This is a genomic window from Sphingomonadaceae bacterium OTU29LAMAA1, from assembly GCA_024072375.1.
In the GTDB taxonomy this organism is placed as follows: Bacteria; Pseudomonadota; Alphaproteobacteria; order Sphingomonadales; family Sphingomonadaceae; genus Sphingomonas.
The window spans coordinates 2,562,159-2,588,391 of sequence record CP099617.1 but is presented as its reverse complement, the minus strand read 5'-3'; the positions used below and the strand labels follow the sequence as shown (position 1 = coordinate 2,588,391).

The window sequence follows — 26,233 nt, the reverse complement described above, 5'->3', positions numbered from 1 at the left end:
CAATCTCACCCTCACCCTCCATCGACCCCGTCCTGTCTTTAGCAAAGGTACAGGAGCTCGTGGGCTATAGCGCGAGCCATATATACCGGATGGTCGCGGCCGGTACGTTCCCCGATCGGGTACGCCTTGGGCCAGCCCGAGTCGGCTGGCGAACAAGCGCCATCGCCGAGTGGATAAATTCCCGTCCGCTGGCTTCAACGGTATCGGCAAGCGGCATGCAGGGGAGGTCAGCATGAACGACGTATATCGTCGCCTCCAGGGCCTCGACGCAATCCATTCGCTCGATCGTGCCCCAGCTGATTTTGATGTCCTGACGACGGCTCAGGCGATCCGACGGGTGGCATATTCAGCGGCTCAGCTGCCCCTCCTGGTCAAGCTCCATGGCTTCCCGCTTCCCGTAGGAATGAGTGCGCTGTTGATCGGGTGGAAAGCGCATGAGCTGGATGCATGGAAGCAGTGGCGCGATGACCAACTGCTCGCCGCCCTACTGTAGAGCAGTAGCGTCATAACGGGACGATCCCACGCGAAGGTAGCGCGCCGGGATCGTCCCATCACCAAATCATCAATCAATAGCCGCTGTTGCTTTGGCATCAGCGTGGGGAAAGTCATGTCTAGAACACAAGAAACGCAGAATGCTGATGCGCCGCCGCTTACCGTTGCTGAGCGGATCGAGAAGGGGCGTGAAAGTGGGCATCACTACGACGGGGCGATCGTGCCGTTCCCGCCGGAATTGAGCGCCCGGGGAGCGATGAACGCGTTAAAAGACGGCGAGCGGAAGAGGGTTGATCGGTGGCTAGCTGCTGGATACCAGGTCACGGCCTTCTCGTATCGCTCGAGCGCTGGCGAGTTGATCCAAGCGGTTCTTCGTTTCGACCACCCAAGCGAGCGCAAGGAAATACGACAGCTTCGATATTGTGGCAGATTTGACGGTAAGGGTCCCGTCTTTTGGATGACCGCCGTCGAAGCACCACGGCCACTATATGGGCTCGACCTGCTAGCAAAGCGGCCAAACGATCCCGTCCTGGTTGTCGAGGGCGAGAAGACCGCCGATGCCGCTGGCGCGCTATTTCCCGATCACGTCGCTGTGACATGGATGAACGGTGCCTCCGGGGTACGGAAGACGGAGATGCTGGACTTGGCTGGGCGCGACCTCGTTTTGTGGCCGGACAATGATCCGCCCGGGCGGAACGCAATGCGTACCTTCGCTGCGTATGCCTATGCCGCGGGCGCAGCGTCGGTGAAGATCGTCGACGTCCCGCCGGAGTTTGGCGAGAAATGGGACTTGGCTGATCCGGTTCCTGAGGGGCTCTCTGATAGCGAGTTGATACAGGCTCTATTGGCATCAGCTCGACGGATTGACCCCTCGAGCGTCGCCCATATCACCAATGACGCGCGCGAAGAGGCTGAGCAGCACCGATTACTTGGCTACAAGCCAGGATACACAAAAGTCGAGATAGCGCACGCTGCGGTTGCGCTCTCTGTGCTCGACGCTGACATGTATGCTGCCGAATGGCGGCGGATCGCGAGATGTCTGTTTTATGCCTATGGTGAAGCAGGGCTGGCAGTCTTCGACGAGTGGTCGCAAGACAGCGAAGGCAAATATCGCACAGGTGAGCCCGCGAAACTCTGGGCAGGCTACGCGCATGAGAAGGCGTTTCGCGCTGACTCGCTGGCGTGGCTGTTCCGTAAAGCTGCCGCCGTTGTCCGTGAGCGTTCAAAAAATGGCGTTGGCTCAATCCCGAACGTTGAGATCGGTCAAGCTGCGATCGCTACCGCATCTGTCGAGGAACTAAACGAAGACCACGCGATCGTTGTACGGGGGGGTAAGGTCGGCGTCCTTTGGGAAAGCTTCGATCCGCGCTTTGGCCGGTACACTGAAACGTACCTATCAAAACGCGATTTTGTCGATCGTTTCGTGCGGTCGATTGAGCTGCCGCATGACGACGAACGACAAACTAAGAAGAAAGATAAACGCATGAGCCAAGGTGATCTTTGGTTCAGCTCGCCCCGCCGTCGATCATACGACAACGTCATTTTTGCACCAGGCCAATCCCTTTCGTCCGAATTCCTAAATCTATGGCGGGGGTTTGCAGTCGAACCCGTCGATAATCCGGATGGCTGGCGGTTGCTGAAGGAGCACTTGCGCCTTCACGTCGCTGGCGGCGATGAGGCAGGCTACCAGTATATTCTAAATTGGTTGGCGTTTGCCGTTCAGCACCTCGACAAGCCGATTGGAACAGCCCTAGTCCTGCTCGGCAAGAAAGGTGCCGGCAAGAGCATCATCATCGAGCTATTCGGCTATCTGTTTGGTCAGCATACGTTCGTCACCTCAAGGATGGACGATGCTATTGGCCGCTTTAACGACCGACTGGAAACGACGGTGCTACTTGGGCTGGAGGAGGCGATTGCTCCGCAGAACCGGGCCGCCGACGGCACGTTAAAGGACCTAGTAACCCGCACAACATTGCGGCTTGAGGGTAAGTTCTTCGGGGTTTGGACTGCCCCGAACCATCTGCGCATCATCGTGACGTCGAACAACGAGCATGTGGTGCGCGCCGACGGGTCAGAGCGACGTTACGCCGTGTTTGAGGTCACCAATCCGCACCAGGCCGACCCGAATGCCAGGCGGGCGTACTTTGGGCGCATGGTCGAGCAGATGGAGACGGGCGGCTATGCTGCCATGCTCGGGGAGCTGCTTAGCCGGGATATCCGGGGGTGGAACGCGGAGGTGATACCGGAAACGGAAGCGCTCAAGCGGCAAAAATTACTGAACCTCGTCAACGACCCTGTCCGCGCCTACCTGTACGAGCGGCTCACCGAAGGGGTGCAGATCACCACCGGCACTGCCTCTCTCGGGTCACCGGTTCATCATTGGAGTGAAACCGACACGGTGAACGTGCCAGCCCGTGACCTTAGCGAAGACTTTCGCCTGTTTGCCACCTCCCAGGGGATGGCATTTAGCGAACGCCAACTGGCGATGCAGCTGCCAAAATATATGCCGTCAGGGTTCAAGTCGACTACAAAACGGGTATCAAACGGCGATTACTCGAGCTCTACCGTGCGTGTTTACCCGTTCCCGGCACTGGAAATCGCTCGTGCGCGATTTGAGGAGGTAACTGGTCTTCTTATCGCGCGCGATGGATAGCTGCGTGGAAGGCTAAATGCGTTACGCTGTTACCCAGTGGGCACCCACTTTTTTATAACGCGTAGATGCCGAGTTTGGTTTTACTTTGGTATTTGGGGCAGTGCCGGTGTGTAACAGCGTAACGCTAGCCGTAGCATCGGGATATTTAGGGGCTTGGGCTGACTGGATCGAAATATTTTTCGCATTACTACGCTGTTATCCCGAAGTTAGGGATGCGCCCAAATGAGTCGGTAGGGACCAGCAATCGGGTATGTGTCTGACTGGTACACGATAGCAGCATAGATCAGCGGACTGAAAATCGGGTTGAACTGGCATTATTGGCCCTTACCCCAGGTACCTGTTCTCACGGTGCCACCGTAGCGCGTCCAGGGATGCAGGCGGGAAGCCTCTTGTTGGCGTTGCTAGTTCCTGCCCCTGCATGGCATAATAATGCACGCCATTGTCGAAGTCGGCCTTTAGCCTCTCGCTGACCGCGAACGTACGCTTGTCGGTCACAGTCACATAACCGAGGTCGAATAGCCGATGTATATCGGTTCGTAGCAGCAAGCCGTTGGCAACGTCGTGATCCCCGCCATCCGCGTAACTGCGGATATGTGCAGCGTCGAGGATGGGTAGGGTTTTCTCGCCAGACACAGCGCACCGCCGGTTATATCCATCGGTGACCGCCAGGCGGAAGGCGCCTTGTCCAAGCCGCTGCCGCATCAGCATCGGCGCTCCGTAGCGGGCGCCATTGGCGGGTACGGGAGCGGCTGGTGTCATGGCGAGACGTTCCTGCACGGCATGCCAGAGCTGAAGCCCCTCGTCCGAGTTGGCGTCGTAGCCTTTCCCAACTACGATGTTCGAATGCCAGTCTGCGGGTACCGGTATCCAGTCGGCAGGTTGCCAGAAGAACGGCTCCGTCAGGATGCGACAACCGATCACGGGATCGTTGCGACCAGCTGCGTGTACCGCATCCCGGCGAAGCTTGCCGATCGTGGCCCGCATCTCAGCCAGCGATGCATTGCCGTTCTTCTCGCCGAAGGCATCCCAGGCCAGCGACACTGGCGCCAAAGACGCATGGCCGAACACCCCGCCGCCGCCAATAGCGCCATCGGCACCCTTCAGCTTGAACAGAAACAGGTCGCCAGGCTGCAACGCCTTGAAGGCACCTGTACCCGACGGCTGCCAGAAGTTGACCTCATCCGGTGCTCGCTTGGCGAGAAAGTCGAACCATGGGCGGTGCGTCACCCCGAGGAAAATTCTACTCACCACTTACCTTCGCGACGATACATCGCCTTGGCAACTGTCTGCCGGAGTTACGTATCAATCATGCCTGACGTTGTTCTCCTGGCGGCAAACGGCGCGGTGCTAAACGCCCGTGCCGAAATTGATCGGCGCGGCATCGTTCTCCACAGCCGCAGCGGAAAGGACCGAAACCGCGACTATCGGCAGGCGCTGGAGATGATGCTCTTCCAATTGGACGCGGCGAGCGTCGCCTACGACGTATACCTTGATAGCAGCCCGGTGAAGCAACAGCCCCTTGATTCTCGACGACTTCAAGTCGCCCGCGCCGGATCGGTTGTAGAGCGCTTCAACGGGCTGATACGGGCCATGAACGCTGGCAGTTCCAGTAACGGTGCATGGCGCCGCATACTGATAACCGCGCCGGGCTGCAGCCCGGAGGCTCTTGCTGCGGTAGTTCAAGGCAAAGCAAGCAGAGACACGGTAGAAGACAGCGGCAGGCTGTCCACATCGCAGCTGCGGCGCATAACACACGCTCACATTGACCAGGCCGTTCAGCACCTGCTCGGCGGTGGCGAGGCACCTAGCTTTGCGCCTTCGCGCGACTTTGACCTGATCGCCCCAGACGGAACGCGATTGGCGCCAAAGAAGGTGTTCGGCCTCGCCCTGCAAGCAGCTACCGGGATTGATGCGCGACCGGAGCATTTCACCGCTGGTACAGGCACGCCCTGTTTCCAAACTCTGGAAGCCGCCGGCTATCCAATTGTACGCAAGGATGAGGTCTTGGCAGGCGGCGGCGTTGATCCTGTCGACCCTGATCTTGCGGCGGCAGAGGGGCAGCCCAGGCTGGTGGCACACCTTATCCGGGAGAGAAAGCCGACTTTGGCTGCGGCGAAGCGACGGGCGATGCTGGAGGAGCTGGGATACCTTCACTGCGAACGATGCGGGATCGTGCCAAGCGATGCTCTGGGCCCGCACGGCGACGCCGTGATCGAGGTGCACCACGCGGGCACACAGGTCGCAGATATGAGGGCAGGACACGTAACTAGGTTGGCTGACTTGGTATGCCTCTGCGCAAATTGTCACCGGATAGTGCACCGAGAGTTATCATCCGCAATTTCTTGAGATCGGATAGTTTTCACGGGATGACCCGCCCGTTCTTACGCCACTAAAAGCCGACTTTGGGAACCGGAGCGGCGCTCATAAGCGCGATGTTTTTGTAGTTTTTTGTGACATCACGAGTAAAGATTACCTTATAAATCATCTTAAGGTTTCCCACCAATATTACTTTTAATGAGCGCTTGCTAAATTAAGGCGCAATATGACCATTACTATTGTCAACCGTTACCCACGAACCGCGGATTAAGCTCGCGGATAGTCGTCACGATCGCTTGAGCCTGAATGAGATCGAAAACGTCACTGACCCCGTTTGGCGTTCCGTCGGTGAAAGGGGGCTCGTACAAAAGAGCCGGGTCCATCGATCCGGACGTGGTCAGGTGGTCAATGATAAGATCAAGAAAATGAAGCTGATGCGCGGATAAAACTGCGCCGTCGAGCGCGACATTAAGCGCCGACTTTGCCGCATTACGGTCCAGGCCAACCCACGAGCGGATCAATTCAGGTAGCGCGTCAATGCCCCGAAACTGAGTAAAGGCATCTACATTGGCTACGCCCGCCTCGTCGAAGAGCCGCTGTAACTCATCAAGATCGGCAGTTGTGAGCGGTCGCCCCTGTCGCAGCCTAACAAGCGTCAGATGATCGCGGTGCGCATCGATATAGGCGCGCGCCTTGCGCCGGAATTGCGCCAACGCCTCCGAATCACCCAGATCAACGATCGTGATGTCACGCGCATCCCCGATCGTATCGATGAAGTCGGTCGTGACGATGGTGCGCTCGCCCTTGTCGATCAGCGCGATTAGTCCGCGCAGCTGGCGACGGACGCGCTCGAGCATGTCGGGCGTCGCATCCTGCCACCACTCGCTCGTCTGGACCTCTTCGATCAGCACCAGCACGCGCGCCACGTCGGGGATCGTCGCCTTGGCCTCAAGCGCATGGACGAGGCCGACGAACGCGCGCCGCAGCGGATCGACGGGCTCGCCGCGGACCATCGCCAGCTGGATGCGCAGGCACAGCAGGTCGAACCGCCTAGCATCAATATCGGGGTCGCTCAGCGCTGTCGGCAACCCCGCGATATGCTCGGTCAGCTCGTGCTGGTCCTCCTGCGACACATGCCCCCAGGCGTGCGGTGCCTGGAACTTTTCGACATAGCGTCGCTTGGCACGGACGATAAAATTGTCGATCGGCATGCCCGCGACCGCGCGCATCAGCTGATCGCGCACTTCGTCAATCAAGGCCGGCTCGCGTCCCGAAAACCCAGTCACTGGTGCGCGCACGCCCTCCCCCACCACGGGTGACTGCAACAGGCTGAGCAAGGCAACGCGCGCGGTGAACAGCCGTTCACTCAACGGCGCCGCCGCGCGTGCATCGGTCTGCTCGACCTGGGCGTTGAAAAAGTCGAAATTGCCGAGATAATCGAAGACGTAGAAGAACTGCTTGTCCAAGTCGTCCCTTGCCCCGGCCCCGAAGATCCCGGGGCATAGCCGTGTACCCCGCCCAACCATCTGCCAGAATTTTGATTTCGACCGGACAATCTTGAAGAAGACGAGATTGAGAATCTCGGGGATGTCGATCCCGGTGTCGAGCATGTCGACCGAGACGGCGATCTGCGGCATGTCGGCAGCGTCAGCGAAGCGGTCGATCAGCGCGTGCGCGTATTTGACTTGATTGTCGATCAGCTGGCAAAATCGCCCCTTCAGGTGCGGATAATTGGCGTCGAACCGCTCGACGATAAATTCGGCGTGGCGGTGATTTTTGGCGAATATGATCGACTTACCCAGCGTCTCGCCATCATCGACGCGCTGGCCGTCGCGCATCAATTGCTCGAGCATCTTGTCGATCGTGTCGGTGTTGAACAGCCAGTCGTTGACCGCACTGGGATCGACGCTGTCGGGCGGGCCATCCTCGCCCCATTCGGCGGCGTCCCACGCTTCCTTCTCGTCCTCGCTCAGATCGTCATAACGGATCCCATCGCGCGGGAATTTCATCGGCACGTCTCGCGCGCGCGGCGGCACCAGAAATTCCTCCGCCACCGCCTGCTTCAGATCATAGGCGTCGGTCGGTACGCCGCTTTCGAGCTCGAACAGGTCGTAGGTGTTCTTGTCGACCTCGTCCTTCGGCGTCGCGGTCAGCCCGACCAAGGGCGCATCGAACCAGTCGAAGATCGCGCGATATTTACGATAGACCGAGCGGTGCGCCTCGTCGATCACGACCATGTTGAAGAAGCCGGGGCCGAACCGCTGCCGCCCGTCGGCACGGGCGCGCTCGATCAGGTTGAGCATCGTCGGATAGGTCGCGACAAAAACGCGCCCGTCCGCGCTCGCGTCCGTGCATAGATTGACCGTCGCGCAATCAGGCAAATGCTTGCGGAACGCATTGGTCGCCTGCTTCACCAGCGGCACGCGATCGGCAAGGAATAGCACGCGCTTGGCCCAGTTGGCGCGCATCAACACATCGGCGAGCGCGATGACGGTGCGCGTCTTGCCCGAGCCGGTCGCCATCACCAGCAACGCCTTGCGCTGATGCTCGCCGCCGCGATCGTGATCTTCGAAGTGGTGGCACACCGCGCGGATTGCGCGCTCCTGATAGGTGCGCCCGCCGCCGCCGGCGATCGCGCGATCGGTCACCACGCGCGCGAGTGGCAGTCGGCCGGTGCGCCGCTGGACGATCAGCGCGAGTTCGTCGCGCGTGAGGAACCCCTGAATCGCGCGCGGCGGATAGCGCGTATCGTCCCAGATCCAGTGATCATAGCCGTTGGTGTAGAAGATCACCGGCCGCTGCCCGAACATCGCCTCAAGGCAATCGGCATAGAGTTTCGCCTGGTGCTTGCCCTCGCGCGGGTCCTTCCGCGCGCGCTTAGCCTCGACCACCCCGAGCGGCTTGCCGTCCGCGCCCCACAGCACGTAGTCGGCATAGCCGAGTCCACCGGCATTTGGCATCCCCGACACCTCGAACTCGGTGTCGCGCGCGTCTGTCAGTGGCCAGCCCGCCTCGCGAAGCAACAGGTCAACGAACTCGTCGCGGGTCTGTGCCTCGTGATAGTCGTGGCGGACATCGGCCTGCGCATTGGCGGCACGCAGCGCGCTATATTCGGCCTTGAGCGCGGCGAGCTCGTCCTCGATCCGTACACGATCCTCGGCATCGCCGCGGCGTTCGGCGCGTTCGCGCGCCAGCGCCTCGGCAGCCTCCGTCGCGGCGGTCTGCATCGCCGCCGCCGCCGTCGCGCTGGTCGGCGTGGCGATGGCGTTGCGCGGTAGCCGGTCGGCGGAGAAGGCGAGCTCGGGCGGGGGCGGGGTGCGGCTGTAATGGCTCGCGAACCAATAGCTGATGTGGAACAGCTCGCGCACCGCGCTGATCGCCTGCGCGTCGGCGAACGGCCCGGCATGTGCGGCGCGGTTGCCGATCTTGCGCACCAGATCGATCTTGGTCGCGACCGCCAGCCCGACCAGCCGGCGGAAGCTCGGCTCCGCGGTCAGCGCGCTCAGCGAGTCCTGATAGGGTTTCGTCAGGCTGTCGTCATGATCGTAGAGCCACGCGACGAGCGTCTCGACACCGAGCCGCGAGCGCATCGCCGCCCCGCGCGGATCAGCAATCGCCAGCGCCTCGGCCATCGCCGCATGATCGTGGAGAAAGGGGTGGGGCTCGAGAAACGCGAACTGGCTCGCTGCGGCGGTATCCGCCTCGGGATCAGCGAGCGAGCGCGCACCGGGCGCGATCGACAGTATTTTGCGGTGCCCATCCCCTCCGGCCATCGGTTACAAGTCTCCGCGGAAGGCGCGATGCTGGAGGGAAGTGAAGAGGGTCTCGGTGTTTTGACGAGCAGCATTGTGCGCGTTTTCAATTGCACGACAATGAGTGGCTTCCAGCTCGAATGCTTTAACCTCATCCTCGCTGAATTTTGGCACTCGCAACGCCCTCAAATGCTCCAAATTTATCCCTGATTGGGCAACTCCGCGTACGTCCGCGGTGATTCGTTTTTGTACGATCCCGTTTCGCAGAAAAGCAAGGATTACGTCCCGACTTATCTCTGGCAAAAGTGGGATAACCGCAACCTCACGGCTGACGTTCGCACCGGCAATGGAATTAGGCGCTATTGCCAGTCTTCCCACCGTCCCTCTGATTGAAATCAGCAGCTCGCCGCCGCTTAGAACGGTCCTTTTGTATGTCTGCGAAATTCTAGCCGAGGTCCGTTTAAATTCCCTATTCTTGAATTTGCCAGATACGAAGTCTCCGATACGCACCACCGGTACACCGTCTTCAACATCGTCTCCTCGCTGCACGATTCCGTAAGAGATGCCCCTCTTACGATCGACCAAATCAGCCAGACAACCTTCCGAGTTTTGATCACCGATACGATTAGAAAACTGATCGTCAAAATATGATTGATTGAGGGCTTCAGCCCTCTGCAAAGCCTGCCAGCGACGACGCCGAAGGTCATCAGCCTGATCGAGGATCGCCGCGATCCGTTTCTGCTCAGGTAGCGGCGGAAGGGGGATACTAAAACCTACAACGTCAGATCGGGTAATCTGTTTAAACGTTGCGCCCCTGCCTAAGGCACGCAGCAGCTCAACGTGAGCTTCGACCGCCCGCCAAATATAACGGCTATCTGCGACGCCATCCCGGGCCCGCAATGCAGCAACGCCTCGTCCAAGGCAGTATGGCCGATCAGCCCAATTAAGATCTCCAATAGTAGCACGGACACAGAGAACAATGTCCCCTTCTCGACAGGTCTTCGTGGCAGCCGTCGTCGAACGCGATGGTTTAGGAAAGTAATCTCCGAAATCGCTAGCACCCGCAATGAGAGGCAATCCGGTTCCCACTACGTTGTAGGTATCACCCGCCGGCGCTTGCCCCATGATCGTTTCGCAAGCCTCTCCTAAAGTGACAATCTTCATGCGAGCATCTCCTCAAGCCGCGTCAGCCCTTCAGCAATTTCCGCCTCAAGCCTGCGCAGCTCCGCAATAATTGTCGCCGGCGCGACGTGTTGGGTTTCGGCCTGCTCGACCTCCTTGTAGCGATTGATTGACAGCTCGTAGCCTGCGGCCGCTATCTCATCGCGTGAGACGCAAAAGCTGGCAGCGGTGCGCGGGCGGTCGCGCTCCCCACCGTCGCGGTCCGCCCAACGTGCGAGCACGTCAGGCAAATTGTTCTTTGTCGCCTCCGCCTCGGTCAGCGCACGCACGGGGGCCGGGCCCTGCAATTCTTCGGGCAGCAGGTCGGAACGCTTGTCGTCGAGCGACTTTCCGTCGGCGGTCATGTCATAATACCAGACATGATCGGTGCCGCCGCGCCCGGTCTTCGTAAAGATCAGGATTGCGGTCGATACCCCGGCATACGGGCGGAACACGCCCGACGGCAGCCTGATCACCGCGTCGAGCTTATGCTCGTCGACTAGCATCTGACGGACCGCCTTATGCGCCTTCGAACTGCCAAACAGCACGCCGTCGGGCACAATCACTGCCGCGCGCCCGCCCGTCGTCAGTAGGCGGATAAATAGCGCGACGAACAGGAGTTCGGTCTTCTTCGTCTTGACGACGCGTTGCAGCTCCTTCGACGTGCTCTCGAAGTCAAGGCTGCCCGCGAACGGCGGGTTGGCAAGGATCATAGTATAGGCGCCAGCATCCTCACCGGCATCCTGGCCAAGCGAATCGCGATGGCTGATGCGCGGCTCCTCGATGCCGTGGAGCATCATGTTCATCGCGCCGATCCGCAGCATCGTCTCGTCGAAGTCGAACCCGGTAAAGGCGCGCGTATCGAAATGATCGCGCAGTTTCGCATCGCGGAAGATCTCAGGGTGCGTTGCGCGCATATATTCCGCGGCGACCATCAGGAAGCCCGCGGTACCCGCCGCCGGGTCGCAGATCGTGTCGGTCGGTTTCGGCGCCATCATCCGCACCATCAGTTCGATGATGTGACGCGGCGTACGGAACTGGCCGTTCTCGCCCGCGGTCGCGATCATCGACAGCAGATATTCGTACAGATCACCCTTGGTATCGCGATCGTCCATCGGGATGTCGTCGAGCCCCTGGACGAGCTTGTCGAGCAGCGCGGGCCGTGTGAAGGCGAGCCGCGCGCCCTTCATATGCGTCGCCATCACGCTCTCGGCCCCGTTCAGCGTGCGAATAAACGGGAAGACGTGTTGATCGACGATCTCGAACATCCGGTCGGGCTTCTCGTTCCTGAACCGCGACCAGCGCATCAGGTCGTACGGGCAGCCGTCCTCGCCCTCGCCGGTGACGGGATCCTTGCGGAAGCCAGGCGTGGCGAGACCGTCGGTGCCTTCGGGGAAGATTCGCCGAGCCAGCGGGCGGCCCAGCGCCTGCGCCTTGGCCTCCTCGCGCGACTGGATCTCGTCCAGACGGCGGATGAACAGTAGATAGGTGAGCTGTTCGACGCCGGTCAGCGGGTTGGACACGCCCCCCGACCACATCGCATCGCGCAGCTTGTCGACCTGGCTGCGGATTTCACGGTTAAGCACTTCGATTACCTCTCAGTGGCCGACGTAGCCGTCCACTTCAGTTCGATTTTCTGCGGCAGCAATCGCCGGTCGCTCGCTCGGATACAAGGGCTCGAAAGCGGCAGCCTCTTTTATGAAGGCGTGCAAAGTACGGTGACGAACCGAATCACGTTCGCCACGCGTGCCTGACTCACCGACCCAAACGGGCGTTTGGGTTCAACCATCAAGTTGATTGTAGACGCGGACCTAAGATTATCGGCAGACCGTCATCGGCTATGTGCGAGTTGAAGTCGGCAAAAAGGGAGGGCGCTTCAACTGAAAGCGCCGCAAGTAGGAGGTGAGAAACCAAACGCATTTCCGTATCACCAACAATTCCTCCACGGAGGGATAGGAAGTGGCGAAGAGATCGCGCATTAGCTGTTACGACGATTGACGTCTCTGTGGCCGCCGGGAGGATTGAACGGGCCGCGGATCTTATCATCCTCATTTTCTCTTTGCTTGAAGCTTCCGTTGCTTCGAAGGTTTTTAGCAGAGTTTTGTAGGTAGAACTTGCCTGAGCCGTGGCCGATCTCCACGCCTGCAGAGCCAGGGCCGAACTTTCTAGTCCTGCGGGCTGAATGAAAGTTGCCTCAGTCTCGTCGTGATACTGCTGGGATAGCTGACTATAGGAGAACCCAATACGATGTCTCACAAGTTGGTGGCTGAATGCCCGGGACACTCCCGTCAGTAGAAATGTCCAGCTTGCGTGCTCTAAAACACTTTCGTGCCCCTGATTGATGAGATTTCTGACGTATTCGGCATTAGTTCGGGGAGATTGCTTGTCTCCAAACGACATGTAACAAAGCCGTCCTGCAAATTCTACAATCAGTTCAGCCGGCGTGAGTGACTCGGGCCTGTTCCACTCCAGGCCGAGTTGCTCGAGAAATATTTTGTGCTCACCTGTTACTTGCGGTGACGTGAGGATGAAGAGATCCGGCATCTACTTTATCTTCTCAACTTTTTTCTCGATTTTTGCGATCCTCTCGTCAACCTTCTGCAGGTTCAACGTTCCACCGAGGCCCCCAACTCGCCCATCCAATTTCGCGACGGCGCTGTTTAGACTGTCAATCTGATCGTTTGTCGTTTTAATGATCGCAAAATAACCGACGGCGATTGCAACTAACGCGGATATAATTGCTGTAAAAATAGGCACACCAATCTTTGGCCAAAATTCTGCCCGTGCTATCGCGTTCTTTGCAGCGATCTCTGATCGTTCGGTGACGTTCATGAAGTCGTGAGAGAGTGTTTCGAGTAGTTCTTCGGTAACCGGATTAGCGGCTACGGGGCTTCGTCCCATCCGCGATCCATATGGGATCGCAGCTGCGCTAGTAAGCTCAAAAAACAAAACTCGTACGATACGGTCGCCCGCACGAAGTTCGTAGGGCTCGCTTCCCATGTTAATTACTGCGCAATGAAGAGTCCCTCTGTAACCGGGATCAACGTGGCCCGGATTAGTCATCAGCAGTCCCTGAATCGATACTGTTGATGGAGGCAACGCAATTGCGCCTAAGTCCTCGGGTAAATCGAGTTCTTCCGCTGTGACGACCACTGCCGTTTGCCCTTGCGCTAGGCTGAGGCGCTTTCGGGGTCGAGTCGCAGATCCTGGCTTACCTGGGCTGGTGGACGGTACGTAGATGCCACCGATCGTCAGATCTAAGGTGCAAGCCTGAACGGGAGAATTCTTATGTGCGAAGCCGTCGTCGTGGATCGGCGATGCAAGCGGGCTCGCAGTCCGGCGGACGAGGCTAGCTATCCGCACATCGTTCAGAAAACTCACGTACACTCCTTTGACGATCAGAACCCTATGATAGTCCAAGGCGTGGTGAAGTGCACGCTCAGAGCTATTCGCAAGCGCTAGGATGGGCGTTCAGTTTGAGCGACCGATTGACCACGACGCGAACCTGCGATGCTGACCAGCGTCCTCCCGTATTGGATGGAACGCCTTGCTCGTTAAGGGCCCGTGCGAGTCTAGATGGGGACGCACCAAGCCTCCGCATGAGCGACTCTAGCTTTGGCTTCAGCGCTTCATCGTGCCGTGACACCGCTAGCTTCCGGGCCGCCGCGCTTTTTGCAGCGGCTTCCCGACAGAAGTATCGGAGGTGTCGAGCACCGTTCGGATTTCCTAAAATGACTCCCCTCGCCTTGGCCGCCGCGAGCGCAGCCTTTGTCCGCTGGCTGATCATTTCCCGCTCGTGCTCAGCAATGGCCGCCAGCAAGTGCAGCGTCAGCCGGTTCGCGTGCGGCATATCACAGGCTACGAACTCAACGCCGCCATCCATCAGGTTAGCGATGAACGCCACGTTTCGCGCCAATCGGTCAAGCTTGGCTATGACCAGCGTCGCACGGTGAAGCCGGCACATAGCGAGCGCTGTGGCCAACTGCGGCCGGTCTGCCTTACCGCCTGACTCCACCTCCACAAGCTCAGACACGATGGTGTGACTGCCAGCGGCAGCGAACCCCTGAACGGCGGCGCGCTGTGCCTCCAAGCCAAGACCCGAGGCACCCTGCCGGGCCGTCGACACGCGTAAGTACGCAACGATCTGCATCGCCCTTACGCCGCGTCAGCAACGGCTGGATTTGCTTCAGCTAACGCCAGGAAGCCGTTACGCAGCGCACCGGCGATGTAGCCTTGGCACCAGCCTTTGTCGCTCGGCTGTACCTTGGGATGCGGGAACGTAGCCCCCGCCATTGCCGCGACAAGGTCTGCCCGCCCCATGCTCCCCTGCTCGGCCACAATGCCGACGATGACCGCAACCACGGTGTTTGGGTTGGGCTTGATGCTACCGGCGGTGATCAGCTGACCACTGACGTCACGCCCGCGCCGCTGGAAGCCTGCTGCCTTGCGTCTGGTGAGAAGGGCCTGGAGCGTGCTCTCGTCCTCAGGAGACCACACCAGAGCTGGCGCGGGTACGGCGGTGGCACTTGGCATGACGGGCGCTGGTGAGCCGCCTATCGCTGTTTCACGCAGCTTGTTGAGTACCTCGCCGACAGATGCGACAGCTTCCGACGTTTGGGCGACGTGGAGACGGGCGGAAAGGCTATCTGGATCCTTAGCCGGCGTCGTTACTTCGTCGACATCGGCGGTAGGAAAGCTGTCTTCCAGCGCCTCGGAGCCTTGCAGGGCTTCTTCGGAAGTCGTCAGCGCCTTTCGTGCCAGCAGCTTTCGGCTGCTGCCAGCACGGGCGGCCGTCATGTGCTGCCCCTGAGTGTTATCCTTGTTCTCGGTCACCATGGTCTCCATCAATCGTTCGCAGTTCGTTCTCGATGCCACGACAAACAGAGATTGAAAGTGACGGCCGATCAAAAGGTGGGGGGACCCAAGGAGGGTATAGGGGTGGAGGTCAGTTCGGGGTTCAGTGAGCGCCCATGATCATTCTAAAATTTTTATTATTTGACGCATTAAGCTTTCGGCGAGGAGAGCACGGCTAGTGCCCCACGTATACGATGAAGCCATTGTTCGCCCTCGCCGCGAGAATTCATGGATACTTTGTGAAGCGGGCTGACCATATCGGTCGTTCCGATCACGAGATAGGTTGTTCCTTGGAGAGTTTGTCTCGTGCTTGTCGTCGTGGTTTCGATCTTGCTGCCCGCTGATGCCGCACCTACAATCGCTCCCGCGCCGCCAAACAACATGCCACCAACAGCGGCCCGCCCCAACGCTCCGCTCTTTTTCGTCGTGCCCGTCGTCTCCAGCTTCATGACGGTAGTTTCGTTCTGCTGCAGTTCGACTGATACGATGGCTGTCAGCTCGATCAGAGCATCCCATTCAATATCAAGCTCATCCCGCCATCGCGCCCACATGAGTCCTAAGCGATGCTGGTCGCTGCTCATCAGAAGATATCGGCGGTTACGCCAATTGGATGCTTTGCACTGGAAGATCGGCCATTCAGCGCGGAGCTCTTGTTCAAATATCTCGATCGCGGGCTTCCCACGCTCAAGCTCGAGCGCCAACGACGCTTTAAGATGTCGCGCGTTCCCCCTGTGATCCTCGTTGTTTTTCAATCGAGAGACAACGATCAACCCGGTGACGCAAAGTAGCAGGATCATGATCAAGGCAGGCGTGCTCACTGTGCGAATCCTACAGGATCGCAGAGGGCCGGAGCGGCTTCTGTCGGTAGGCTATCCAGAAAGATCATCTCACGCTCTCCCGCAGAGGCGTGAGCTCGACCGATGCTACCACCCCTATGTTCCTCTTGGGGCGGGCCTGTCGGCCGGATGTTCAGAACCCTGGCAATGCACAAGGCGCATGCGCCTTTACCGTTGCCGGCTGGACATGCGCGCATGCCACCCGGCCTAGAAGTGTGGTTCCAGACCGGTTGCATTGCGGAGAGGTTCTGACGCCCCGCCCGCCGGCTTTCACGACGGGCAACGGCGATACTAGGGGCGGCGAGTGTAAGCTGGCAAGTGACCGGGTGCACCCCGTGTAGTCGGCCCGGCAGAGCTGCAGGGTCGCGGGCGTCGGAAGTGCAACGTGTCTTTCTATAGAGACGAGAGGTTGGGCGGCACCTCTACTGCCCTGTGTACACGCCATCTTGTTACAATACCCCCGCGACCCTGCAGCCCCCGCACTATGGCAGCAGGCCTCACGCTCAGGCGCGTTCGGACGTGCTGATGCCATTCCGGTACGGCTCGCACGCAATGCCGTCGCCGTCCGCGTCTAATTCTTTCCGGTAGCCACGCTCCCCGAGATGTATCGGCGCCGCGCCGAATGCACGCGCCCACCTACAGCTTGGGTAATAAACCGGCCAAGCAACCGCGGTCGCGGCATTGTCTCGCCCGGCCACGTACCAGACGCCTGCGAAGGTTGCTCCGCACAGCGCGGTGAGTAGGAGTGCAAAGCGCAGGATCTTTGAAAGCGCCGCGCGCCTGCGCCGGGCCGCCAGGTGGCGGTAATGCTGCCCCAACTGAACAGGAGCGGCGCGGAGGGGCTTGTGGAAGCTCACCTGCGGAGCATGCCGGCCAACGGTAAACCAATGGTTCTCGTGACTTCAGAGGGGATTCAGTGCCGCCGGTGAGGCTTGTAGCCCCATGTCTGTTTACGCCCACAATCGGAGCCGCGGTGAGCTACGCCAAATCTCGAGAGCGGACATCCATTCAGCAAACGTTTCCAATGCTATAGGTCGGAGACGGACCTTCGAGAATGCAGCGCACCTGTTGTCTGTCAGCTCAATCGGGCATGGCAGCTGTACCGCCAACGATTGCGAGTATCCCGATCACCCGAGCGGCTAGACCTATACCGGAAACGTAGCTCGAAACCCGCCATCACGAGACGGGGTCAACGTGGCACTATCCCAATCACCAGCGGTGTATCGGAAGCGACCGTTTCATGACGGGGCAGCGTAAGTCGTAGTGACGTTTTCCATGGCGTGACATCAGTCTCCAACCATGACAGAACCTTATCTGACGGACCTAGGAAAGTTGCCATGCCTCTTAGAACACTGACGGTTTTCGGCATTTTTGATCACCAGGATATTGAGTTCGACTTTTTCAAATCTCCTTGCTTCCTAGTTGGCCCTAATGGCACTGGTAAAAGCACGGCTCTGAAGGTCTTGCACAACGTCCTTACCGCTCAATGGACAAAGCTTCGCAACATTCCATTCGCAGGGATTGTTTATGACACTGGGGCAGGTGCTATCGTTGTCGATAAACTCGACCTGATACGAATACAACGTCTCAAGACAGAGCTAATTAGAAGGTCACCGAGAGGACGTAAAGGTCTGTTCATCCTACCCGCTAGCTGGGGTGAAGCCGCGAACGTGCTGACGAACAGGCAGTCCACCATTAACCGACGGTTTCCGCCGATCGCCGTACCTATTATCGATGCTTTTGCGCAAATGTACGAGTCCGTCAGACTTCTTGTCGATGTTGTCGAAAGCGAAAGCGTGGGAAAGGTTTTGTATTTTCCGACCTACCGTCGCGTAGAACGTGACCTTAGCGAGTTACTAAATGACGACACGGCGGACGATGATGAAATTATGATCCTCCCCCAGGTCGTTGATCGTTTTGAAGCTGCGGGCGAAGTCGTTGGATTTGGTGGACAGGACATTAGCCAGCTGCTTGAGGCATCTACAAATCGAGTCAATGAAGCTGCTCGCAAGGCATTGAATGAACATTCCGTAAGGTTCTTACAGATTATTGCTACGGGAGAAAAGATCGATCTTAAGCCGGTTAAGGCGCTTGTTACATCGCCGGAGCAAGTAGATCATTTGCTTACCAGAATAGCAGCTTTTGCCCCGCTTAGCTTGGACCTATTGTCGGTTAAATCGGCAATTGCGCAGATTGCCGTTAAAATGACTAACAAAAAGACGGGTCGACGCGGTCAGCATGAGGACACTCTCCTCATATACTTAGCTGCATTACTCTCCTTATTCGATAATATCGATGATCTAGCAGTGGATCTTCGCACTTTTGCGAGACTTATTGAAAGCTATTTGGGTCCATTGAAGCACGCTAGGCTTCAAGAGATAGATAATAAGATATTGATAACTGACAAGAATGGCAACGCTCTTGAGCCGGAACAGCTTTCTTCTGGTGAAAAGCAGATACTAGCTTTTTTTGCATTTTTGCTTCTGAAATCCGACGTTCATTGGAAGTACATCATTATAGACGAACCAGAATTATCTCTTTCTGTAAGCTGGCAGAAAACCTTGATTAGGGACATATTAGAATCGCGAGCAGGAACACACCTGATAGCGGCTACTCACTCACCGTTTATATTCGAGTCTTATCCACTAGACAATGTTGTTACCCTGGGGGTGCTTTGAATATGGCCTTCAAGGAAAACCTGATAGCTACTACCAAAAGTGATGCGTCTGCGTACATGCAGTTTATTTCGGGACATATGCGAGAGGGTTTCTCTACTTACGCGTTTGTGGAAGACGATGATGACATGGTATTTTACCAGCATGCTCTTCATGAACAGGACGCAATCGGTTACCTATCATGTGGTGGCAAAGAAAACGTCATAAACGTCTATAAGCGGCTCCAAAAAGATGGATTGGCGGGACGCTTGTTGTTTTTTGTCGACAGGGATACCGAGCAAACGCCATTTGAGTTTTCCGACGAAGTGTGTCGGACTGAACTATACTCGTGGGAGAGTTATGTCTTCCAAGAGGATGCGCTGTCGCGTATTGCGTCCCGAAGATTTAGACCGAGCCTCACAGCGAGTCAGCGAAATGAGGTTGCGGAAGCTTGGAGGCAGACTGTCGAGAGGTATAGAGATGTACTTTGCCTTCACACCGCGCTTACGAGGGCCGCTAAGTCGAACAACGTTTCTCTCGGTATGCGGCACGTCGTGTTGGCGCGTGATGCACAAAGCGAAGGTATGATAGCCGCTCCTGCCGAAAGCGTTAAGCAAGAGGTGGTTGGCAAAATCCAGCATGCGGTAAGTCTAGGGATCAAAGAAACTGATATTGATAAATTTCAGTCGTTCTACAAAGAAGCAGATCTGTTACACGCCTCGCGTGGCAAGTCGCTTTTCCAGATTTTTCGTCTATTCCTGTCGACCGTAGAAAAATTTCTCGGGCGCAAATTTTATGGTGACTACAATTCACCCTTAATTCTTTTGGCATCACTCCCTAACGCGTATGCACCATTTGATTTTATAAGAATTTATGTGGATCGTCGTTTGTCCGAAAAAGCAGAACTTGCTTAGCTTGAATACTTAAATATTCATCTGTTGTCATATGCAGACGATACACTTCCCTTTCGGATGAAAACTCGGAGTTCGACGATAGATTTAGGTGTGCGGCCACGGTGTAACATTCGATGGCAATTTGCACATAGCAGAGCAAGGTCATCCAGCTTCGTCTTTGTGTCGGGTGCAAGCGTGTGGACTGGCTCGGTGTGGTGTACTTCGATGTAGCCGACACCTAGCTCGCCATAAGCTTCTTCAGAGTCGAAGCCACAAACCTCGCAAGCCAACGATCCCGCCGCTGCCGCTGCCTTGCGCTTCTCCCGGACCAGCCTCGGATCGCGCTCATAGCGTTTGTGAAGGCGCATGATTACACCGCCCTCTGCGCCTTCGTAAGGCTCGACCACCGGCAGCTTAGCCATCACCGCCTCGTCAGCGCCTGCGACGGCCTGTCTGATCGCTTCCGCGTCTGCAGCTAGATTGGCTAGCCGACCGTCATATTCGGCCCACAGCACGCCTTCTAGGCGGCTTCCGCGCTGCATACCGACCTTGCCTTGATCGAGGTACGACGGATCGGACGAACGGAAGTTCATCACCTTTAGGTACACGCCGTTGCGGTTTCGCAACGTGTCGCCCCCACCATCGCCGTTAAGCCGGTGCATCTTATTAAAGATGAATGACAACGCCTCTAACGCAGCGTCGTCCATCGCTGTCGCGTTTTCGCCCGTCTTGACGTATAGGTCGAGTGCTAGGGTTAGCTCGTCTCTCGACCAGAACGGGTTACGCGGGGGCTTAGCCGTCGGCTTACGCTACCCACTATCTCGACACTCGCAACCACCATGATCATGATGTTGGGCGGCAGGTTGGGTATCGACTTACGCTGCGCTAATGTGTCAAAAAAACAGTCAGTTCCGAAAGGAACTGCCGGAGCGGAGGTGGCGATCGAAAAGAAGCCAATCTCGCAGTGTCGACTAATATCCCCCCCCCCCCGAAAGCTTCCGTTCCGCTTTCCACCACGTTCGGACATAGCACGGCGGAGACCTCCTCCGTGGCGCATACGTGGAGGCCGTGCGGCCCGCTTGAGCTATGTGACGCGCATCGAGTACCTCGGCGCTCGATGATCACTTCCGCACGCTTCGCACGCCTCGGCCCTGCTGCGTACTCCCGCGGGGTGCAGGGCTTTCGTCTTGGAGCCACCGTGCTGTGGTGCCTGACGTGGATAGCCGGTACGACGAACGCCTGGGCGGACGCCGCCAACCTCCACACTTTCCACTGCCTTTACGGTTGCCCGGTTGGCGCACCCGCCAACGACGACGTGATTGTGCGGGAGATATATACCCTTGCGTCCAACCCGACGACCAAGGTGGCTGACTGGGTGGCTTACCGCGTGACGCCGGACTCCATCGGGCCAAGTCAAGAACGCGTGTGGTCGGCAGACCCGTGGCTGGCCCCTGACGAGACCCTGCCGCCGGAGGCATACGGCGGTGCGTCCGCTGAGCTGCGCGTGGACCGCGGTCACCAAGCGCCACTAGCGGCGTTCTCCGGCACGCCCTTCTGGTTGGAGACGGACGTACTCTCCAACATTACGCCGCAGGCTTCGGCGTTAAACCAGGGCTCCTGGCAGCGCTTGGAGGCTCGCGAGACTGCGCTGGCGATGTCCGCCAGCACAGCGGTGTATGTGCTTACAGGCCCGCTGTTCGAGCGCCTTATGGCGCCCCTGCCAGCGGGGCCGGCGCTGCACCGGGTGCCCAGCGGTTATTGGAAGGTTGTTGCCACCGCCGACGGGCGCGCAACGGCGTTCGTATTCGACCAGCAGACGCCGCGGAACGCCGAGTATTGTAGTATGCGCGCGCCGCTGCCGGAGGTGGTGCTGCGCACGCGGCTGACGCTTTTCCCGGGGCCGGGCACGCCCACATGGAGGCCGCTGGACGTAGAGCTGGGGTGCAGCGGCGCAGCGCCTGTGCGGCCCACGGGGGAAAGGATCGGCGGCTAATGCCGCGCGGCAACCGGTATACGCTGAAGGCCTCTTACTGCTCGACGATGCGGCAAACCAGTACTGCGCGTGGACGCGGCGCGGCTGGGCGAGCCGCTGGTGGATCAGCCTTACCAGTGGTAAACGAGACGAAACGCTAGCCGACGCGCTAATCCGCTATTTGCGAAAGCCGCGCCGTAAATCTCACCAAGCTGCTCTCCGGGCTGCTGCCCTGCACCCGAACCATGTTGGCGTCGTCCACCACGCCATGCAGCTCGACGCGCACGTCGTTCAGCCCGAAGGCGTGCACGGCACCCGGCACGTGCCGGTGCTGAGTCACTGAAAGGTCGGCGGATAACAGCTAACCGTCCTGCTTGTAGGTGCCGAGGTAAGCCATGCCGCTGTCGCCGCGCAGGCAGCCATCGTGCAGGTAGGCAACGCCGTACTCGGCACTCGTGCGGGTCTCGAAGCCGATCTTGTAGAGGCCGTTGGGTAGCGTTGCAGGCATAGTGTAGGCTCCATCACACAGCAGCGAATAACAGTCGCGGCGCACGTGAAATTTAACTGGACCGGCCAAACAGGACCAGTGATGCTGGGGCATGGCACACTCAATACCCATGCTGGGTCGGTTGCAGACCGTTGACCTGCGCGAAGTCTGGCCGTCCGAACCGTACAACTTCACCCCTTGGCTGGCGCAGGCGGACAATCTTGAGTTTTTGGCGGAGAGCTTGGGCTTACCGGGCCTTGAGTTGGTCAAAGCAGAGCACGCGGTCGACTCCTTCTCTGCCGACATCGTTGCTCGGATTGTGGACAGCGAGCACCACGTCCTGATCGAAAACCAGCTGGAGCGCACTGACCATACTCATCTTGGCCAGCTGCTGACCTACGCGCCGCGTTTCGATGCCAAGGTTATCGTGTGGGTGGCACGTCAATTTACCGAAGCTCACCGTGCGGCGCTGGATTGGCTCAACAGCATCACGGACGAGCGGTACGCCTTCTTTGGCGTGGAGGTGCAGGCGGTGCGTATCGGCGACAGCATGCCCGCGCCCCAGTTTAACGTCGTTGCTAAGCCGAACAGCTGGACGAGAACGGCCTCAACGCCCGCCACCGGCTCGGGGGAAAGCCAAGCGCTGTCGGAAGTAGCTCTGTCAAACATCGATTACTGGACGATGTTTCACGAGACCGCCGCTGCCGCGGGTGCGCCGTTGCGGCGCGTAGATCGCCCCCTCAAAGACACGAATTACTGGGTGCCTATCGCGGAGAGGGGCGATGCCTACCTTTCGGTTTACCGGTCACATGCCCGCAAGCCGTCCATCGGCGTCTTTGTCGGCCTGTACAACGCGCCACTAACCTTTGTTTCGGAGCAGTTGGTGGCCCAGCGAGAGGTTCTAACGGCGGCGTACGGCGAAGCTTTGGATTGGCAGACGAACCGTGAAGGCGTTGTTGCCAAGGTAGCGCTTAAAATGCCTGTCGCAGATCCCACCGATCGCGACGACTGGCCACGTCAACATATGTGGATGATCGCCCAACTGAAGCAGATGGAACAGGTTTTTGTCCCGGCTGTTACCGCAGCGCTGGCGGCATTTGACCCAGAGGCTGCAGTCGCGTGAGCAGGGTCTACGTGCCATCGTCAGGGCCAGACAGCTGGCGCCAGTTCCTTGCAAAGCCCGATCTGCACTGGGTCACTGGCTACAGCGCACGCACTGTTGCGCACGCCTGGGAAGCCGCTGACGGTTTCCCGCCGGAGGTGGGTCAAATCCTGGCAGAGGCGTTTGGCTCGACTGAGTTGTTGCTCGCCGTACCGGAGCACAAGACCGCGCTGCCAGGCGGCCGACGTGAGAGCCAATCGGACGTGTTTGCTTTGGGGCGGCACGCGGCCGGAGTTGTTGCGTGCACCATTGAGGGCAAGGTCGAGGAGCCGTTTGGGCCTACGGTGGGCGAATGGATGCGCGACGCTTCGCCAGGCAAGCAAGAGCGATTGGCATATGTCTGCGACCTGCTTGGTATAGCCCACTGCCCACCTGACGTGCATTACCAGCTGCTGCACCGCACAGCGTCGGCGCTGATCGAGGCTGAGCGGTTCTGTGCGACCGACGCTGCCATGTTGGTGCATTCGTTCTCACCCCAACGACGCTGGTTCGAAGCATACGAGCGATTCACTGAGCTTCTTATGCCGGGTTGCCCCGCTGCCGAGCCTGTCGTGACAACTACGCCCGCGGGACGGCGGCTGGTGCTCGGCTGGGCGAGCGGGGATCAGGCATTCCGTCTAGTCTGACCGCGCCAGCCGCTCAACACACCGGCTGAAAAGCAATCAGACCAAGTTAAATGGGGGGGGGGTAAATGACAAAGGTAAGTAAAGTCGGAAGCGCTGCGAAGCATCGTGGGCCATCCGGCATTGAGCAGGCGCGAATATATGCCCAATCTCAACGGGAGCGCTTCAAATTCGATGCTAGTAAGATCGTACAAGCTAAAAACGTCTATGTGGCGTGGTTGGACCTAATGGGTGCCGGACACATAATGTCCGTTTCCATGGAGAAAAGCGCCAACTTCCTTGTCCGTTTACACATGGCCGTCGATCAGGCGGTCAGTGATGCAAAGGGCACTGTGATAGCGCTACCAATCAATGATGGCGTTTTCCTTACAAGCGAGGATCAAGCATCAATAAAGATTGCAGTACGGAAGATCATGATCGATCTATCCTGCTACTTCATATCGACGCCTGATGTCCAAAACCGCTTTCTACTACGTGGAGCGATTGCATACGGTCCTGTGTACCGTGGCTCCGATATGATCGCAGGACTATCTCTTAAAAAGAAGGCGCTACACGCAAACACTCTGGATCGTGTAGCGTTCGGCCCTGCGATCATACAGGCCTACGGGGCCGAGACCTTTGCACCTCCCTATGGAATTGCTGTGCACGAATCTGCCCGATCGTTTGCTCCCGCGGGCTCCAAACCTTTTCGTCTGACGCATTGGTTGTGGTGGGCTACGGAGGGCGGACTGCCGCAGCCCAGAGGCGTGGCACCTTTGAAGCAAATCAAAGAAGCTCTGAAAGTTGAGCTGCACTCATATTTTGCTTGGATGGATAGAACTTCACTCTTGCAAGGCCTGAAATCTGATAAGATCGCATCTTGGAAGCAGGCCGTCGATCAATACTTTGAATTAGGTTAAACTCTTCAGTCCGCGATCTGCGATATCCGAACCGGGAACCGCACCATGCTGCTCTCGGGCTGGCGGCGCCCTTCACCCGCACCACGCTGCCGGTGTCCATCAGCCCGTGAAGCTTCATCGCCGATAACGCGCCCGGCACGTGCCGGTGCTGCGTAAGTAACAGCTCGGATGAGAATGCCTGCCCCTCCTGCCAGTAGGCGTCCGAGTATGCGATGCCGCTGTCGCCGCAGCGGAGCTTACCGTCATGCAGGAAGGCGACGCCATAATCAGCGCATTCGGGGGTTTCGGACGCGATGTTTTGAAGGCCGGTTGTAAGTCGGGTCGATATTTTCGGTGCCTGGTGCTGCCGGGCTAGTGAACGGGCAGCGACTCCGTGCCACGGGTGCGTGTAGAAGTTGAGATAGCGGGCGCTAATCACGTGGACCGGGCGGCAAACACTCAACTAGGCATTATGAGCCTTCACGAAGGTCTTCCAGTGAGAAGAAAAAGCCTTTGAAGGTGGCCCACCCTGGGGAATCTTTACTTCCCTGCCCTCGTAGGCGGAAAAGTGGCCAGTACATTCGCGAGAGAAGTGTACAGTCATACTACGAGGGTCTATTGCCATCTGAGGAGGCTCAGCGTCGAACAAGCGGTGAAGATCAGCACGGAAGACGATACCGTTTTCCGCCTTGTCTTCTCCATGTTTTCCGACACCCAGAACGTGCGCGGCGTCGATTGCATCAAGAACTGTGCAGCCGCTTACAGCGCAGGTTGAACCGTATAAATCTAGCACGTCAGTGCGATACCGAGGGTCACGCTCCCAACGCTCAGCGTTCTTACGCTGCCTTTCGAGACGCCTCTTCTCTGTACTTTTTGTTATATGCAAAATCTGAAAGTCAGATCGCAGTACACGCGCGGCTTGACCAGATTGAGGACGGTCCCAGGTGATATCCTCACGCCGATATGCCAGGCGTAAAATGGTCTTAAGCGGAAAGATCCTACCGCTGAACTTCACATAGTAAGAGCGTGAGATACCGCTTCCAGCTGCCATGCGAAGTTCATCATCGCTACGGAATTGCAGTGCGGCTTTCAGAGCATTGCCGAACTGCTCGGTGTTGATTTGCATCCGCCGCTTTCCCCGCCTTCAAGCCTCTCATCGACCTGATGGCTAATTAAACCTCGCCGGGCAGCGGCGTCAAACACGGTTAGCGAGGCACCGGGAGTTACCCCAGCGTTACCCGACACATCTCTCTCGGAAACCTCAGCCCCGGCGGCCAGCTTCTAAGTTATTGCATTTGCTATAGAAAACTGGAGCGGGCGAAGGGATTCGAACCCTCGACCCCAACCTTGGCAAGGTTGTGCTCTACCCCTGAGCTACGCCCGCTCTGGCGCCTGTCCGACCGGCTGGTCGGTGGGTGAGCGGCGCTATTAGCCGCGTGTCTTGAGGGGTGCAACCCCCATCCCGAAAATACAGCAATACGATTCAGGCTTGGCGACTCG

General features: G+C 58.2%; 23 protein-coding genes and 1 tRNA gene. 10 read left to right on the top strand and 14 right to left on the bottom strand.

Going from position 1 to position 26,233, the window contains the following annotated elements:
• Nucleotides 1–89 precede the first annotated feature (89 nt).
• The 3 genes from NF699_12595 (at nucleotide 90) to NF699_12585 (ending at nucleotide 3,145) form a co-directional block, all read left to right on the top strand.
• The gene (locus tag NF699_12595) at nucleotides 90–236 is read left to right on the top strand and encodes an AlpA family phage regulatory protein (protein USU07081.1); all 147 of its coding nucleotides are present in this window, start codon (nucleotides 90–92) and stop codon (nucleotides 234–236) included.
• Complete coding sequence (locus NF699_12590; GenBank protein ID USU03901.1) at nucleotides 233–493, top strand: hypothetical protein; 261 nt, start codon at nucleotides 233–235, stop codon at nucleotides 491–493. Before NF699_12595 ends, NF699_12590 begins: the two co-directional genes overlap by 4 nt.
• 114 nt (nucleotides 494–607) lie before the next feature.
• Nucleotides 608–3,145 carry a DUF5906 domain-containing protein gene (locus NF699_12585; protein ID USU03900.1) on the top strand — a complete coding sequence of 846 codons (2,538 nt, stop codon included), beginning with the start codon at nucleotides 608–610 and terminating at the stop codon, nucleotides 3,143–3,145.
• A 324-nt stretch (nucleotides 3,146–3,469) separates the two neighbouring features.
• Here NF699_12585 and NF699_12580 read toward each other — a convergent pair whose 3' ends face one another.
• Nucleotides 3,470–4,393: an HNH endonuclease gene (locus tag NF699_12580; GenBank protein ID USU03899.1), complete on the bottom strand. Its 924-nt coding sequence runs from the start codon at nucleotides 4,391–4,393 to the stop codon at nucleotides 3,470–3,472.
• A 60-nt stretch (nucleotides 4,394–4,453) separates the two neighbouring features.
• On the opposite strand from NF699_12580, the gene NF699_12575 reads away from it, so the two are divergent.
• Nucleotides 4,454–5,491 (top strand): hypothetical protein, encoded by a 1,038-nt coding sequence (locus tag NF699_12575; GenBank protein USU03898.1) that lies wholly within the window; start codon nucleotides 4,454–4,456, stop codon nucleotides 5,489–5,491.
• A gap of 212 nt (nucleotides 5,492–5,703) precedes the next feature.
• Here the strand turns inward: NF699_12575 and NF699_12570 are convergent, their stop codons facing one another.
• The 9 genes from NF699_12570 to NF699_12530 form a co-directional block, all read right to left on the bottom strand.
• Nucleotides 5,704–9,234: a DEAD/DEAH box helicase family protein gene (locus tag NF699_12570; GenBank protein ID USU03897.1), complete on the bottom strand. Its 3,531-nt coding sequence runs from the start codon at nucleotides 9,232–9,234 to the stop codon at nucleotides 5,704–5,706.
• A gap of 3 nt (nucleotides 9,235–9,237) precedes the next feature.
• On the bottom strand, nucleotides 9,238–10,377 hold the full coding sequence (locus NF699_12565) for a restriction endonuclease subunit S (GenBank protein ID USU03896.1): 1,140 nt from the start codon (nucleotides 10,375–10,377) through the stop codon (nucleotides 9,238–9,240).
• A complete protein-coding gene (locus tag NF699_12560; GenBank protein ID USU03895.1) occupies nucleotides 10,374–11,960 on the bottom strand; it encodes a type I restriction-modification system subunit M in 1,587 nt (528 codons plus the stop codon). Before NF699_12560 ends, NF699_12565 begins: the two co-directional genes overlap by 4 nt.
• A 202-nt stretch (nucleotides 11,961–12,162) precedes the next feature.
• Entirely contained in the window at nucleotides 12,163–12,918 is a 756-nt protein-coding gene (gene thyX / locus NF699_12555; protein USU03894.1) for an FAD-dependent thymidylate synthase, read from the bottom strand.
• Nucleotides 12,919–13,755, bottom strand: coding sequence for a hypothetical protein (locus NF699_12550; protein ID USU03893.1), 837 nt, complete (start codon nucleotides 13,753–13,755; stop codon nucleotides 12,919–12,921). It abuts the gene before it with no gap.
• A 64-nt stretch (nucleotides 13,756–13,819) separates the two neighbouring features.
• Nucleotides 13,820–14,524: a recombinase family protein gene (locus NF699_12545; protein ID USU03892.1), complete on the bottom strand. Its 705-nt coding sequence runs from the start codon at nucleotides 14,522–14,524 to the stop codon at nucleotides 13,820–13,822.
• Nucleotides 14,525–14,529: 5 nt separating this feature from the next.
• The gene (locus NF699_12540; protein ID USU03891.1) at nucleotides 14,530–15,219 is read right to left on the bottom strand and encodes a hypothetical protein; all 690 of its coding nucleotides are present in this window, start codon (nucleotides 15,217–15,219) and stop codon (nucleotides 14,530–14,532) included.
• A 158-nt stretch (nucleotides 15,220–15,377) separates the two neighbouring features.
• Entirely contained in the window at nucleotides 15,378–16,046 is a 669-nt protein-coding gene (locus NF699_12535) for a hypothetical protein (protein USU03890.1), read from the bottom strand.
• Between the two features lie 521 nt (nucleotides 16,047–16,567).
• Nucleotides 16,568–16,762 (bottom strand): excalibur calcium-binding domain-containing protein, encoded by a 195-nt coding sequence (locus NF699_12530; protein USU07080.1) that lies wholly within the window; start codon nucleotides 16,760–16,762, stop codon nucleotides 16,568–16,570.
• 639 nt (nucleotides 16,763–17,401) lie between these two features.
• Between NF699_12530 and NF699_12525 the strand changes: the two genes are divergently transcribed.
• Together NF699_12525 and NF699_12520 are read left to right on the top strand one after the other, a co-directional pair.
• Nucleotides 17,402–18,742: an AAA family ATPase gene (locus NF699_12525; protein ID USU03889.1), complete on the top strand. Its 1,341-nt coding sequence runs from the start codon at nucleotides 17,402–17,404 to the stop codon at nucleotides 18,740–18,742.
• Between the two features lie 2 nt (nucleotides 18,743–18,744).
• Nucleotides 18,745–19,632 (top strand): DUF4435 domain-containing protein, encoded by an 888-nt coding sequence (locus NF699_12520; GenBank protein ID USU03888.1) that lies wholly within the window; start codon nucleotides 18,745–18,747, stop codon nucleotides 19,630–19,632.
• 17 nt (nucleotides 19,633–19,649) lie between these two features.
• Here the strand turns inward: NF699_12520 and NF699_12515 are convergent, their stop codons facing one another.
• Nucleotides 19,650–20,318 (bottom strand): HNH endonuclease, encoded by a 669-nt coding sequence (locus NF699_12515; protein USU03887.1) that lies wholly within the window; start codon nucleotides 20,316–20,318, stop codon nucleotides 19,650–19,652.
• A gap of 410 nt (nucleotides 20,319–20,728) precedes the next feature.
• Between NF699_12515 and NF699_12510 the strand changes: the two genes are divergently transcribed.
• Nucleotides 20,729–21,604 carry a DNA/RNA non-specific endonuclease gene (locus tag NF699_12510; protein USU03886.1) on the top strand — a complete coding sequence of 292 codons (876 nt, stop codon included), beginning with the start codon at nucleotides 20,729–20,731 and terminating at the stop codon, nucleotides 21,602–21,604.
• 340 nt (nucleotides 21,605–21,944) lie between these two features.
• Here NF699_12510 and NF699_12505 read toward each other — a convergent pair whose 3' ends face one another.
• Complete coding sequence (locus NF699_12505; GenBank protein USU03885.1) at nucleotides 21,945–22,091, bottom strand: hypothetical protein; 147 nt, start codon at nucleotides 22,089–22,091, stop codon at nucleotides 21,945–21,947.
• A gap of 121 nt (nucleotides 22,092–22,212) precedes the next feature.
• Here NF699_12505 and NF699_12500 point away from each other — a divergent pair, with 121 nt between their 5' ends.
• The 3 genes from NF699_12500 to NF699_12490 all read left to right on the top strand — a co-directional run bounded on the left by NF699_12500 (nucleotide 22,213) and on the right by NF699_12490 (nucleotide 24,754).
• The gene (locus tag NF699_12500; GenBank protein USU03884.1) at nucleotides 22,213–23,193 is read left to right on the top strand and encodes a DUF4268 domain-containing protein; all 981 of its coding nucleotides are present in this window, start codon (nucleotides 22,213–22,215) and stop codon (nucleotides 23,191–23,193) included.
• On the top strand, nucleotides 23,190–23,858 hold the full coding sequence (locus NF699_12495; protein ID USU03883.1) for a hypothetical protein: 669 nt from the start codon (nucleotides 23,190–23,192) through the stop codon (nucleotides 23,856–23,858). Before NF699_12500 ends, NF699_12495 begins: the two co-directional genes overlap by 4 nt.
• A gap of 65 nt (nucleotides 23,859–23,923) precedes the next feature.
• Nucleotides 23,924–24,754, top strand: coding sequence for a hypothetical protein (locus tag NF699_12490; protein ID USU03882.1), 831 nt, complete (start codon nucleotides 23,924–23,926; stop codon nucleotides 24,752–24,754).
• Between the two features lie 442 nt (nucleotides 24,755–25,196).
• On the opposite strand, the gene NF699_12485 is transcribed toward NF699_12490, so the two are convergent.
• Both NF699_12485 and NF699_12480 read right to left on the bottom strand, forming a co-directional pair.
• On the bottom strand, nucleotides 25,197–25,859 hold the full coding sequence (locus NF699_12485) for an HNH endonuclease (GenBank protein USU03881.1): 663 nt from the start codon (nucleotides 25,857–25,859) through the stop codon (nucleotides 25,197–25,199).
• A gap of 183 nt (nucleotides 25,860–26,042) precedes the next feature.
• A tRNA-Gly gene (locus NF699_12480) sits at nucleotides 26,043–26,117 on the bottom strand.
• Nucleotides 26,118–26,233 lie beyond the last annotated feature (116 nt).